Source organism: Alistipes communis (assembly GCF_006542665.1).
GTDB classification, from domain to species: Bacteria; Bacteroidota; Bacteroidia; order Bacteroidales; family Rikenellaceae; genus Alistipes; species Alistipes communis.
Genome location: NZ_AP019735.1, coordinates 259408 through 272068, shown reverse-complemented (window position 1 = coordinate 272068; position 12661 = coordinate 259408). Strand labels below are relative to the sequence as shown.

At 60.5% G+C, this 12661-nt stretch carries 8 protein-coding genes; 4 read left to right on the top strand and 4 right to left on the bottom strand.

Annotation, left to right across the window (positions count from 1 at the left end; all coding sequences use genetic code 11):
* Positions 1-2: 2 nt before the first annotated feature.
* Positions 3-1466 carry a lipopolysaccharide biosynthesis protein gene (locus tag FMF02_RS01140; protein ID WP_141411922.1) on the top strand — a complete coding sequence of 488 codons (1464 nt, stop codon included), beginning with the start codon at positions 3-5 and terminating at the stop codon, positions 1464-1466.
* An 86-nt stretch (positions 1467-1552) separates the two neighbouring features.
* On the opposite strand, the gene buk is transcribed toward FMF02_RS01140, so the two are convergent.
* The 4 genes from buk to FMF02_RS01120 form a co-directional block, all read right to left on the bottom strand.
* Positions 1553-2638 carry a butyrate kinase gene (buk, locus tag FMF02_RS01135; protein ID WP_019131077.1) on the bottom strand — a complete coding sequence of 362 codons (1086 nt, stop codon included), beginning with the start codon at positions 2636-2638 and terminating at the stop codon, positions 1553-1555.
* A 43-nt stretch (positions 2639-2681) separates the two neighbouring features.
* On the bottom strand, positions 2682-3587 hold the full coding sequence (locus FMF02_RS01130; RefSeq protein ID WP_141411921.1) for a phosphate acyltransferase: 906 nt from the start codon (positions 3585-3587) through the stop codon (positions 2682-2684).
* A gap of 159 nt (positions 3588-3746) precedes the next feature.
* Positions 3747-4946, bottom strand: coding sequence for an acetate/propionate family kinase (locus FMF02_RS01125; protein WP_141411920.1), 1200 nt, complete (start codon positions 4944-4946; stop codon positions 3747-3749).
* Between the two features lie 955 nt (positions 4947-5901).
* Positions 5902-6570 (bottom strand): response regulator transcription factor, encoded by a 669-nt coding sequence (locus tag FMF02_RS01120; protein WP_141411919.1) that lies wholly within the window; start codon positions 6568-6570, stop codon positions 5902-5904.
* Positions 6571-6781: 211 nt separating this feature from the next.
* Between FMF02_RS01120 and FMF02_RS01115 the strand changes: the two genes are divergently transcribed.
* The 3 genes from FMF02_RS01115 to yidC all read left to right on the top strand — a co-directional run bounded on the left by FMF02_RS01115 (position 6782) and on the right by yidC (position 12613).
* Complete coding sequence (locus tag FMF02_RS01115) at positions 6782-8920, top strand: DUF349 domain-containing protein (protein ID WP_141411918.1); 2139 nt, start codon at positions 6782-6784, stop codon at positions 8918-8920.
* Between the two features lie 102 nt (positions 8921-9022).
* Complete coding sequence (pyrG, locus tag FMF02_RS01110) at positions 9023-10642, top strand: CTP synthase (RefSeq protein WP_019131071.1); 1620 nt, start codon at positions 9023-9025, stop codon at positions 10640-10642.
* 24 nt (positions 10643-10666) lie between these two features.
* Entirely contained in the window at positions 10667-12613 is a 1947-nt protein-coding gene (yidC, locus tag FMF02_RS01105) for a membrane protein insertase YidC (protein ID WP_141411917.1), read from the top strand.
* The last annotated feature ends 48 nt before the right edge of the window (positions 12614-12661 follow it).

The window sequence follows — 12661 nt, the reverse complement described above, 5'->3', positions numbered from 1 at the left end:
GTATGGGCGGGGAGTTGCGCGATAAGGTCGCCAGCGGCGTGGCGTGGAGTCTGGGCGAGAAGCTCGGAACCATCCTGTTGCAGATGGTCGTCTCGATCGTCGTGGCGCGGCTGCTGATGCCCGACGACGTGGGGCTAATGGCGCTGATGACCTTCTTCTCGTCGCTGGCGCTGGTGGTCGTCGACAGCGGCTTTTCGCAGATGCTCATCCGCAAGGGCGATCCTGCGCAGGGCGATTACAAGTCGGTCTTCCTCTTCAACGTCGTCGTTTCGTGGATCGTCTACGGCGTGCTGGTGGCTGTCTTTCCTGTCGTAGCGGCTTTTTACGGGCGGCCGATTCTGGCGCGTATCGCGCCGGTGCTCTTTCTTCTGGTGCCGGTCAATGCGCTGGGTACGATCCAGAATACGATCTTCATGCGGCAGTTCCGCTTCGCGCTGCTGTCGAAGATCACTTTCGTCGCGTCGCTTGCGAGCGGTGTGCTGGCCGTGACGATGGCGCTGGCCGGATGCGGCGTGTGGAGCCTGGTCGGGCAGCGCCTCTCGTCGATCGCGGTGCGGGCGGCGCTGCTGTGGTTTTTCAGCGATTGGCGGCCGCGCCGCACGGAACGGGCTTCGACGCGCCCGCTGCGTGAAATGGCTCCTTACAGCCTGCGGCTCATGGCCACCGACCTCATCTCGGCGATCTATACCCGTGTGGCGCAGCTCTTCATCGGCAAGATCTACTCGACCGATCTGCTCGGCTATTTCTATCAGGCGCAGAAACTCGAAGAGCTGCCCGTCACGTCGACCGTGCAGTCGGTGCAGAACGTCACCTTTCCCGCTTTTTCCAAACTGGCGGCCTCGCCTCGCAAATTCGCCGAAAGCTACCGGCAGGTGGTGATGATCGTCGCCTTTCTGATGTTTCCCGCGATGACGGGCCTCTCGGCCGTCGCACCCGATCTCTTCGCCCTGCTGCTGGGCGAAAAGTGGATGCCGACGGTGCCTTATTTCGAGGCGATGTGCCTCGTGGGGCTTTTCACGCCGCTGGCGATGATCGCCTACAACGTGCTCAAAACCCTGAGCGACGGCCGCGTGGTGGTGCGGTTGGAGGTCGTCAAGCGTGTCTTGATGACGGGCGTGCTGGCGGTGACTATTCCGCACAGCGTCATGGCGATCGTGTGGGGCATGGTGGCCATGGCGGCCATCGAACTGGTGCTCAATCTCGTTGCGACGACGCGGCTCTGCACGCTGTCTCTCTGGCGGTTCGTGCGGACGCTGCTGCCCATCGCGGCCGTTACGGCGCTGATGTACGGCACGGTGGTGTGGGGCGTGCAACCCCGTATCGCCGACCTGCACCTCGGCTTGCGGCTTATGGTGCAGCTGATCGCCGGCGTCGCGGTCTTCGCCGGTGCCGCGGCCCTTTTCCGGCTGGAATCCCTGCGCGAGACGCTGGCGATCGTACGGAAGTTATGGCACAAAACCTGTTGATGTAGTCTTCCGACGATGTGGGCATAAAACCGGCTCCCGGAACTTCGCAAGAAGTTCCGGGAGCTGACGTGACAAGCGGGGCGGCCTTATGCCGTGACGTCCGCTTTGTAGTAGGTCTTCGCCTCGCAGTCGCCGCGCAGCACGGCCAGTGCGTTGCGTGCCAACGCCTCCAACTCGTTCTCGCCGGGGTAGACGAAGACCGGGGCGATGAAGTCGACATGCGCGGCGATGAAATCCGTGAGCCGCTTGTTGTGGGCGATGCCGCCGGTGAGCAGGATCGCGTCCGCCTTGCCTTTGAGGGCGATGGCCATCGCCCCGATCTCCTTGGCTACGTTGTAGCACATGGCGCGCAACACCAGCATCGCCTGCAAATCGTTGTTGTCGATCCGCCGCAGGATTTCGGGGACCGACGTCGTGCCGAGGTGTGCGAGCAGGCCGCCGCGGCCGTTGATGAGTTTCTGCAACTCTTCGCGGGTGTATTCTCCCGAAAAGCAAAGATCGATCAGCGGTCCCGGAGGCAGCGTGCCGGCGCGCTCCGGCGAAAACGGCCCTGCGCCGTTGAGGGCGTTGGAGGTGTCGATCACGCGCCCCTGGCGGTGCGCGCTGACGGTGATGCCGCCTCCCATGTGCGAGACGATCAGGTTCAGCTCTTCGTATTTCCGACCCGTTTCGCGGGCGTACCGGCGTGCGATGGCCTTCTGGTTGAGGGCGTGGAAGACCGATTCGCGCGGCAGCTGGGGCAGTCCCGAAATGCGTGCGTAGGGAATCATCTCGTCCACCACGACCGGATCGGCGATATAGGCCTTGACACCGACCTCGGCTGCGATCTCCTGTGCGATCAGTCCGCCCAGATTCGAGGCGTGCTGCCGCCGGGCGTGGAGCAGGTCGTCGTGCAATGCGTCGTTCACCTCGTAGACCCCGCCCTCGACGGGATGCACCAGCCCGCCGCGGCCGATGACGGCAGAGAGGGTGCCGATGTCGAATCCGCGTTTGCGCAGCGATTCGAGCACGAGGTCTTTCCGCCATTCGAACTGGTCGCCGATCGTCGCGAACGCGGCGATCTCGGCGGCGGAGTGGTCGATCGCCAGCGAAAGGACGGGCTGCGTATCTTCGTAGACGGCGATCTTCGTGGAGGTAGAGCCCGGGTTAATAGCCAGAATGATGTAGCTCATGGTCGGGGTGCGTATTGTCGGTTCGGTCGGGGCTTCCAAGGTGTCAACGGGCGGCCAGGCAGGCCAGTGCGATGGAGTACATCTTGGTCAGGCGCGAGTCGCCGCGCGAGGTGAGCACGCAGGGAACCTTCGTTCCCATGACCATGGCCGCCAGCTCGGCGCCGCCGAAATGCGTGGCTGCCTTGAAGAAGACGTTGGCCGATTCGATGTTGGGGAAGAGCAGGCAGTCGGGATCGCCCGCGACGGCCGAACCCTTGACTTTTTTGTGCTCGGCGACCTCCTTGTAGAGCGCTACGTCCAGCGACAGCGGCCCGTCGACGATCGCATTGCCCAATTGTCCGCGGTCGCCCATTTTGGCCAGGATGGCCCCTTCGGTCGACGACGGAACGCTCGGCAGCACTTGTTCCGAGGGTGCGATGCAGGCGATTTTCGGCGTGTCGATGCCCAGCAGCCTGGCAGTCTGGATGAGGTATCCGATCAGCTTCTGTTTCTGCTTGAAGTCGGGTGCGGGGATCACCGCGACGTCCGAGATGCAGAGCAGTTTGGGAAGCGACGGCATTTCGAGAATGGCCACGTGGCTCAGCACGCCCTTGGGCGGGAAGAGACCCGCATCCTTGTTCAGGATGCCGCGCATGTATTTGTCGGTCGAGACGAGTCCCTTCATCAGGACGTCGGCGTCGCCCGCCACGACGGCCGCGACGGCCAGCCGCACGCAGTTGACGTCGCTCTTTTCATCCACGATCTTGAAGATCGAACAATCGATCCCCTCGGCCCCGCAGACCTCTTCGATGACCTGTTTGTCGCCGTAGAGGGTCGGTTCGACCAATCCCTCCTTATATGCGTCGTAGACGGCGCTGAGCGTGTGGGAATCCTGACCGTAGGCGACGGCCAGCCGTTTGTGGCCCTTTTTCTGGGCCTCCTCGACGATTTGCGAGAGTTTTGTAATCATTGCTGTATGAAAGTTCGTATTAAACGTTTCGGACATTGTTTTCCGCTTCCCGTGTCCGGAACCGCCGCCAGAAGGCTCTGCCGGTTCGGTCGGGGAGTGCGAATCCGCTTCGTTGCCCGTCGAATCGAAGGGTTTTTCACCGATGCGGGATCATCGGGATCATTTGACCAGATTGTAGGTGTCGGTGGCGATCATCAGCTCCTCGTCGGTAGCGATGACGGCGACTTTGACCCGCGACGCGGGCGTCGAGAGGATTTTGTCCTCGCCCCGCACTTCGTTGGCCGCGGGATCGAACTCCACGCCCATGAATTCGAGGCCTGCGCAGACCGACCGGCGCAGTTCGCGCGAATTCTCGCCCACGCCGCCCGTGAAGACGATGAGGTCGACCCCTCCCATCTCGGCCGCATAGGCCCCCACGAACTTCTTCACACGGTTGTAGTACATATCACGGGCCACGATGGCACGGGGATTCCCTTCGTTGTAGGCTTTGTCGATGTCGCGCATGTCGCTCGACAGATCGGTCATGCCCTGCACGCCCGAACGCTTGTTCATCATCTCGTCCAGTTCGGCATAGCTCATTCCCTCCTTCGCGCCGATGAAAGTGATCGCCGATGCGTCGATCGCTCCGCAGCGCGTGCCCATCACCAGCCCGTCGAGCGGCGAGAAGCCCATCGACGTATCGTAGGATTTGCCGTCGAGCACGGCCGTCACGGAGGCGCCGTTGCCGATGTGGCAGGTGACGATTTTCGATTTTTCATAGTCGAGCCCCGCCAGTTCGGCGCCTTTGCGCGCCACGTAGTGGTGGCTCGTGCCGTGGAAACCGTATTTGCGCACGCGATATTTTTCGTAGTAGGCGTGAGGCAGGGCGTAGAGGTAGTTCATGGCGGGAATGGTCTGATGGAACGAGGTGTCGAAGACCGTCACCTGCGGCGTACCGGGCAGCACCTTCTCGATCGAGAGAACGCCTTCCAAATTGGCGGGGTTGTGCAGCGGCGCGATCTCGAACAGCGAGCGGATCTTCCGCTTCACATCTTCGTCGACGATGCAGCTTTGGGGGAAGAATTCGCCGCCGTGCGCCACGCGGTGACCGACGGCTTTGATCTCGTCGAGCGACCCGACGACGCCGTGCGCCGGATCTGTCAGCGCGTCGAGTACCAGGCGGATGCCGGTCGTGTGGTCGGGAATGGCGCGGTGCAGCTCGAAATTCTCTCGTCCGACGGGTTTGTGGGTGAGGACGCCGTCGCTGAGTCCGATGCGTTCGACCAAGCCTTTGGCCAGCAGCGTGCTGCCGGTCTGCTCCATGTCGATCACCTGGTATTTGATAGAGGAACTGCCGCAGTTGAGTACTAAGATAACCATGTCTATTGTTCGTTTAATTACTGATTGTCGGATTTTTGTCAAAAATAGTGAAAGTTTCCGAGAAGCGAATGATTTTTCGTCAAAAAGCGATGCTTCGGACAGCAATTCGTCCGAAACGGAAAGTCGTTGCAGGCAGGACGCTGGGGAACGGGGTTGCACGGCGCGGGTACTGCGGCGTTCCGGTCGATGATTTCCGCGCGTCGTTCCCCTTGCCCGGAATGACACTTTCTGTCGTCTTGGGAAGGACGCCTTGGAGGGCGGTGCGAGGATCGTGTACAGATTATCGGGAATATATGCTCCTCCCGCCGTTTGTCAGTCCGCGGCCGGCGGAGGATGTGCCGGAGGCCGCAGACGGGCCGATGCAGCCCTCCGCATCGGGCGGCTGCGGGCTGCCGCTCTTCGGCCACGGCCGAAAACGCATATTTTTTAACAAAATATGGCTGTGAAAGCGTCGGAAATATCCCGACCTTCTCTTCGGGAATTTCCTGCAAGAAAATCTTTACCACCTTTTGTCACTAAAAGGCGGCGCCAAAAGTGTCCGCAGGGCACCTCCGTCGGGATCGGACGGCGGTTCTCCCTGAGCGGGCACGCAAGATCTACGCCGTTTGCGCACACCCGCTCCGGGCGCTCGAACCGCCGTTCGATCTGTTCCCGCCTCCGGTGCAATGCGGAGGATGTTGTGCGCTTCGCGCAACGATGATTATTCGGTTGCGTCCGTACATGGCAGGCCCTCGGCCCGCCCGATCGCACTGCTTCCGCTACTTTTCGCGGTGCTTGATCTTTTGGTGCTTTTGGATCAAGCCAAAAGCACAAGAAAAACTGAGAAAGGGGAGAACTTCCCGATCGATTCTTCGGGAAGAATCCCGCGTTTTCGACGGTGCATCCGCCGCCCGTTCTCCTTTCCCGATTTTTCGCAAGGCGGAGCGATGGGCGCTTTGCGCAGCCATTGTCTGCGTTATTTCTCGTACTTGTAACCCACGCCCTTGACGGTGATAATGTGTTCGTCGCCGATCTTCTGCCGCAGTTTGCGAATGTGGACGTCGATCGTGCGGTCGCCGACCACTACGTCCTCGCCCCATACGCGGGAGTAGATCTCCTCGCGCGAGAAGAGCCGTCCCGGATCGGACATCAGCAGCGTCAGCAGCGCGAACTCCTTGCGCGGCAGGGAGATCTCCTCCCCGTTGCGTTTGACGATGTAACGGGCCGGATCGATCGTGACGCCGCCCGTATCGCGGGGTGCCGCATCGCCGGCGCCGATGCGTTTGAGGATCGCTTTCAGACGGCTGACCAGGATGTGCATCTTGATCGGTTTGCTGATGTAGTCGTCGGCTCCGGCGGCGAATCCCGTGAGCTGGTGCTCGTCTTCGCCCAGCGCCGTGAGGAAGACGATCATCGTGTCTTTCAGTTCGTCGTGCTCGCGCAGGCGGCGGCAGGTTTCGAGCCCGTCCATGCGGGGCATCATCCGGTCGAGCAGGATCAGATGCGGATGCACTTCGAGTGCGCGGGCGACCCCTTCGGCGCCGTCGCGGGCGGTGAATACTTCGTAACCTTCGCGTTGGAGGTTGTAGCGGACGAATTCGAGGATGTCGTCTTCGTCGTCGACCAAAAGAATGCGGTGACTCATAATCGGTAGCTGGTGTGAATGTGCCTCTTCGTTTCCCGCGTCCGGCTCGGCCCTCAGGCGGTCGCTGTCTTCGCTCGACGAAAACGGCCGTTAATTTCCCGCTAAGATAGTTAAAATCCCGAAAAAAATTGTGAAAATCTTCTGAAAATGGTATCTTTGCCAGATGTATATGCGCGAGTATATACCATGGTTAATCAAAACTTAGCGTAAGATGGCTACTAAAATCACCAACCCCTCTGTTCCGGAGGAACAAGTCAGCAATGCTGAAGATGTGCAGAAAACGTCCGCTTCCGAGGCTCCCGCAGCGGAGCTTGTAACCGTCGCCGTACCGGCCGAAGATCCCGCGGGGGAACCCGTGGCGGCCGCCGTCGGGGAGACTGCCGCCGAGCCGCCCGTGGAGGCTGCCGCTCCTGCGGAGGAGCCTGTCGGGGCCGCACCGGTGGAAGAGCCGGAGACGGCTGTTCCGGCCGTAGCGTCTGCCGGGGAAGCGGTCGCCGCACCGGCCGAAGGGGTCGATTTCGCGGACGAGGAGGCTGCATTGGCCGCGCGGAGCGCGGGGCTCGACGAGGAGGAGCCGGCAGACGGTGAAGCGGTGGACGAAGGTGCGGCCGGAGCGTCGGATGCGCTTTTCGACGGCCGGAGCGAGGAGGAGATGGTCTCCCTGTTCGCCAAGATGCTCGACGAGGAGCCGGTACAGTCGTTGCGCCGGGTGGTGGAAGCCGTCAAGATAGCCTTCTACAAGGCGCACCGCGCCGAGGTCGAGGCGCAGCGCAGGGCTTTTGTCGAAGCCGGCGGCGACGAAGCGGAGTTCGTGCCTGCTGCCGATGCTCAGGAGCTTCGGCTCAAAGACCTGTTCAAGGAGTACCGCCGCCGCCGCGACGAGTTCATCGCGTCGCTCGACGCCGAGAAGGAAGCCAACCTGAAAATCAAGTTGCAGATCATCGAGGAGTTGAAGGAACTGGTCAACTCGGACGAGACGCTCAACCATACGTTCACCAAGTTCCGCGAATTGCAGCAGCGCTGGAAGGAGACGGGGCTGGTTCCCCAGCAGAACGTCAAGGATCTGTGGGAGACCTACAACCTGCATGTCGAGAATTTCTACAACTTCATCAAGATCAACAAGGAGTTGCGCGACCTCGATCTGAAAAAGAACTACGAGCAGAAGCTCGCGCTGTGCGAAGCGGCCGAGGCGCTGGTTCTGGAACCGTCGATCGTGGAGGCATTTCACAAATTGCAGAAACTCCACGACGAGTGGCGTGAGACGGGCCCCGTCGCCAATGAGTTCAAGGAGACGCTTTGGGAGCGTTTCAAGGAGGCTTCGAGCCGTATAAACAAGCAGCATCAGGCCTTCTTCGAGAACATCAAGGCCGAGCAGACGAAAAATCTCGAACTGAAAGCGGGGCTCTGCGAGCAGACCGAAGAGCTTGCCCAGCAGCTCTACACCACGCGCAAGGAGTGGAACCGGGCCAGCGACCGTCTGTTGGAGATACAGAAGGTGTGGAAGACGATCGGCTTCGCGCCGAAGAAGGACAATACCCGCATCTACGAGCGGTTCCGTACGGCGTGCGACCGGTTTTTCGAGGCCAAGCGCCGCTTCTATGCCGACGTGAAGACCGAAATGGAGCACAACCTTCAATTGAAGAACGAGCTGTGCGAAGCGGCCGAAGCGTTGCAGATGAGCGAGGAGTGGAAGAAGACGACCGATGAACTGATCGCCTTGCAGGCTCGCTGGAAGGAGATCGGCGCCGTGTCGCGCCGTTACTCCGATCAGGTGTGGAAGCGTTTTCGTGCCGCGTGCGACAAGTTCTTCGAGCGCAAGGCGGCGCACTTCTCGGACGTGGACGGCCAGTACGAGCAGAACCTCGTCCGCAAGCAGGCGCTTCTGGACGAAATGGCCGCAGCCGACGTCAAGGAGGGCGGTTTCGAGATGATCAAGGAGTTCCAGCGCCGTTGGAGCGAGATCGGTTTCGTGCCCATCAAGCGTAAGGACGAGATACAGAAGCGCTACAAGGAGTGCGTCGATACGCTCTTCTCGGTGCTGCGCGGTTCGGAGCGCGACCGTTCGATGTCGCGGTTCCGCGAGAAGGTCTCGGCCTTCAAGGCGTCGGGCGACCGCCGGATCCGCACCGAACGCGACCGTCTTTACAATCGGGTGAAGCAGTTGGAGTCCGATATCGCCCTGTTGGAGAACAACATCGGTTTCTTCGCCCATTCGAAAGGCGCCGAGGCGCTGATCGCCGACGTGCGCGAGAAGATCGAGCGCGCCAAGCGCGAAATGGCCGACACGATCGAGAAGGTGAAGCTCATCGACCGCGAAGCGGCCCGGGAGTCGGAGGATCGCGAGGCATAGGCCGCCGTTGCGGCCGGCGGGACCGACCGTGCCTGCGAGGGTGCGGCCGCGGACGGGTTATTAACGAAAAACTTTTCAGACCATATACGTTCAAAAGAGGATATGAAACTCAAAAAACCGAAGTACATCTTTGTTACCGGCGGCGTGGCTTCTTCGCTGGGCAAAGGCATCATCTCGGCATCGATCGCCCGCCTGTTGCAGGCGCGCGGCTATACGGTGACCATCCAGAAGCTCGACCCTTACATCAACATCGATCCCGGGACGCTCAACCCCTACGAGCACGGCGAGTGCTACGTTACCGAAGACGGTACGGAGACCGATCTCGATCTGGGGCACTACGAGCGCTTTACGTCGATCACAACCTCGAAGGCCAACAACGTCACCACGGGCAAAATCTATAAAAGCGTCATCGAAAAGGAGCGCCGCGGCGATTACCTGGGCAAGACCGTGCAGGTCATTCCCCATATCACCGACGAGATCAAGCGGCGCATTCAACTGTTGGCGCAGCAGAAGGTCTACGACATCATCATCACCGAACTGGGCGGCACGGTGGGCGACATCGAGTCGCTGCCCTTCATCGAGTCGGTGCGCCAGCTGCGCTATGCGCTCGGCTACCGCGATACGGCGCTCGTGCACCTGACGCTGATCCCCTACATGGCCGCTTCGGGCGAGTTGAAGACCAAGCCTACGCAACATTCGGTCAAGGCATTGATGGAAAACGGTCTGCAACCCGACATCCTGGTGCTCCGCACCGAACGGGCGTTGTCGCAGGGGCTTCGCCGCAAGGTGGCGCTCTTCTGCAACGTCGACGCCAACGCCGTGATGGAATCGATCGACGTGCCTACGATCTACGAGGTGCCGTTGCGTATGCACGATCAGCATCTGGACGAGGTGGTGCTCTCGAAACTCGACCTTCCGGCCGACTGCGAACCCGATATGGAGCAGTGGAAGGCTTTCGTGGAGAAGGTCAAGAATCCGCACCACAAGATCGAGATCGCGCTGGTGGGAAAATATACCGAACTGCCCGATGCCTACAAGTCGATCAGCGAAGCCTTCATCCATGCCGGCGCGATGAACGACTGCAAGGTCAAGCTGCGTTACGTCAATTCGGAGAAGATCGACGATGCGAACGTCGACGAGATACTGGGCCGGATGGCCGGCATCCTCGTGGCGCCGGGCTTCGGCAACCGCGGCATCGAGGGGAAGATCGCGGCCGTGAAGTATGCCCGCGAGCACGGCGTGCCGTTCATGGGCATCTGTCTGGGTATGCAGTGCGCCGTGATCGAGTTCGCGCGCAACGTATTGAAGATGAAGGATGCCAATTCGACCGAAATGGAGCCTTCGACCAAACATCCGGTCATCGACCTGATGGAGGAGCAGAAGGGTGTGACGGCCAAGGGCGGCACGATGCGTCTGGGCGGTTATCCCTGCCAGTTGCGGCCCGATTCGAAAGCCGCCGCCGCTTACGGTGCGACCGACATCGTCGAGCGGCACCGCCACCGTTACGAGTTCAACAACGATTATCTGGGCGATTTCGAGTCGCACGGCATGATCCCCGCAGGCGTCAATCCCGAAACGGGGCTGGTCGAGGTGGTCGAGCTGACCGGTCATCCGTGGTTCGTCGGCACGCAGTATCATCCCGAGTACAAGAGTACGGTGCAGCGTCCGCATCCCCTGTTCGTGGCCTTCGTGGCTGCGGCGTTGAAATACAGTGGTAACTAATCCCCTCGCGTCGAGAAATTTCGAATGGATAAAAAATCAATCATAGGCATCGTACTTATCGGGATTCTGTTTTTCGGTTTCACGATTTACAGTTCCCGGCAGCAACAGAAATATCAGGAGGAGCTGGCCGCTTATCAGGCGGCCCATCCCGAATTGACGCAGCCCGTCGTCCCCGATTCGTCGGCCGTGGCCGCAGCGTCGGTCGTGGAGTCGCTCGGTGCGGCGACGCCCGATTCGACTCGTCTGGCACGCGAAGTGGCCGTGCTGGGTGATTTCCTCGCCGCGGCCAAGAACGCTGCGCCGCAGGAGATCGTCGTAGAGAACGACGTGATGAAGGTGCGCTTTTCGACCGGAGGAGGCATCGTGCGCTCCGTGACGCTCAAAGACTATACCCGTTACGGCCGTCAGGGCGAACGCAACGAACCGATCGAGATGTTCGTCCCCGAAAGCGCGAAGTTCGATCTGTCGTTTTTCATCAAAAACGGCCTGAACAACGTGAAGGTCAATACGTCGGAATATACCTTCACGGCCGATCCGGTCGTCCGTACCGACACGGCGCAGATCGTCCGTATGCGGCTGCCCGTCGCCGAGGGCGCGGCGTTGGAATACCGCTACGTGGTCTACGACGAGGCGACGCCCTCGCGCGACTATCTGGTCGACTACACGGTGCGTCTGGTCGGGATGGCCCCCTACATGGCCAACCAGAGCAGCATCGGCATCGCGTGGAGCAACACCTCCTACCGGAACGAGCGCGGTTTCAAGAACGAGAACATGTACACGACGGTCGCCTACCGCGTTCCGGGCGAAGGGTCGATCGACGACCTGTCGATGAGCGAGGGGGCCAAGGAGGAGAAGATCTCTTCGTCGGTGGAGTGGATCGCCTTCAAGCAGCAGTTCTTCTCGTCGGTGCTCATCGCCCGCGACGACTTCCTCTACGCCGACGTGGCGTACGATACCGCATCGCCCGATTCGGGGCTTATCAAGGCTTTTTCGGCCACGATGGCCGTACCCTATACGGCCCAGACCGAACAGTACGACTTCTCGTTCTACTTCGGTCCCAACAAGTATGCCGTGTTGAAGAAGATCGACGACGCGCAGGGCCAATCGCTGCTGCTCGACCGACTGATCCCCATGGGCTGGGGCATTATCGGGTGGGTGAGCCGCTGGCTGGTGATCCCCGTCTTCGATTTCCTGCGGCAGTATATTCCGAGCTTCGGCTGGATCATCCTCATCCTGGCGATCCTCATCAAGATCATCGTTTCGCCGCTGACTTACAAGAGCTATATCTCGCAGGCCAAGATGCGCATCATCAAACCCGAGATCGACGCCCTGAATGCCAAGTATCCCAAGCAGGACGACGCGATGAAGAAGCAGCAGGAGATGATGGCCCTCTACAAGAAGGCGGGCATCAATCCGCTGGGAGGGTGCATCCCGATGCTGATCCAGCTCCCGATCCTGATCGCCATGTTCCGTTTCTTCCCCTCGTCGATCGAGTTGCGGGGACAGTCGCTCTGGTGGGCGCACGACCTGTCGTCGTACGACAGCATCCTGAATCTGCCCTTCTCGATCCCCTTCTACGGCGACCACGTGAGTCTGTTCGCGCTGCTCATGGCGCTCTCGACCTTCGGGTTCTCCTATATGAGCTATCAGCAGACGGCTTCCGCACAGCCGCAGATGGCGGGCATGAAGTTCATGATGGTCTACATGATGCCGGTCTTCATGCTCTGCTGGTTCAACGACTATTCGAGCGGTCTGTGCTACTACTACCTGCTGTTCAACCTGCTGACCATCGCCCAGACCTTCCTGATCCGCCGCATGGTGGACGACGGGAAGATTCACGCCGTCATGGAGGCCAACGCCAACAAGGCGAAGAACAAGAAGAAGTCGAAGTTCCAGTTGCGCTACGAAGAGCTGATGCGCCAGCAGGAGGCGCAGAGCCGTTCCGGAAAGAAAGGCACGAAGCGCAAGTAGGCGGAACGCTTCCCGTTCGGGAGACCGCAAACGAAAAAGGATACGACG

What these genes read in the sequence shown, in the direction of transcription:
- FMF02_RS01125 (WP_141411920.1), bottom strand. Translation starts at nt 4,946, where the DNA reads ATGGTTATCTTAGTACTCAACTGCGGCAGTTCCTCTATCAAATACCAG.
- FMF02_RS01120 (WP_141411919.1), bottom strand. Translation starts at nt 6,570, where the DNA reads ATGAGTCACCGCATTCTTTTGGTCGACGACGAAGACGACATCCTCGAA.
- yidC (WP_141411917.1), top strand. Translation starts at nt 10,667, where the DNA reads ATGGATAAAAAATCAATCATAGGCATCGTACTTATCGGGATTCTGTTT.
- buk (WP_019131077.1), bottom strand. Translation starts at nt 2,638, where the DNA reads ATGAGCTACATCATTCTGGCTATTAACCCGGGCTCTACCTCCACGAAG.
- FMF02_RS01130 (WP_141411921.1), bottom strand. Translation starts at nt 3,587, where the DNA reads ATGATTACAAAACTCTCGCAAATCGTCGAGGAGGCCCAGAAAAAGGGC.
- FMF02_RS01140 (WP_141411922.1), top strand. Translation starts at nt 3, where the DNA reads ATGGGCGGGGAGTTGCGCGATAAGGTCGCCAGCGGCGTGGCGTGGAGT.
- FMF02_RS01115 (WP_141411918.1), top strand. Translation starts at nt 6,782, where the DNA reads ATGGCTACTAAAATCACCAACCCCTCTGTTCCGGAGGAACAAGTCAGC.
- pyrG (WP_019131071.1), top strand. Translation starts at nt 9,023, where the DNA reads ATGAAACTCAAAAAACCGAAGTACATCTTTGTTACCGGCGGCGTGGCT.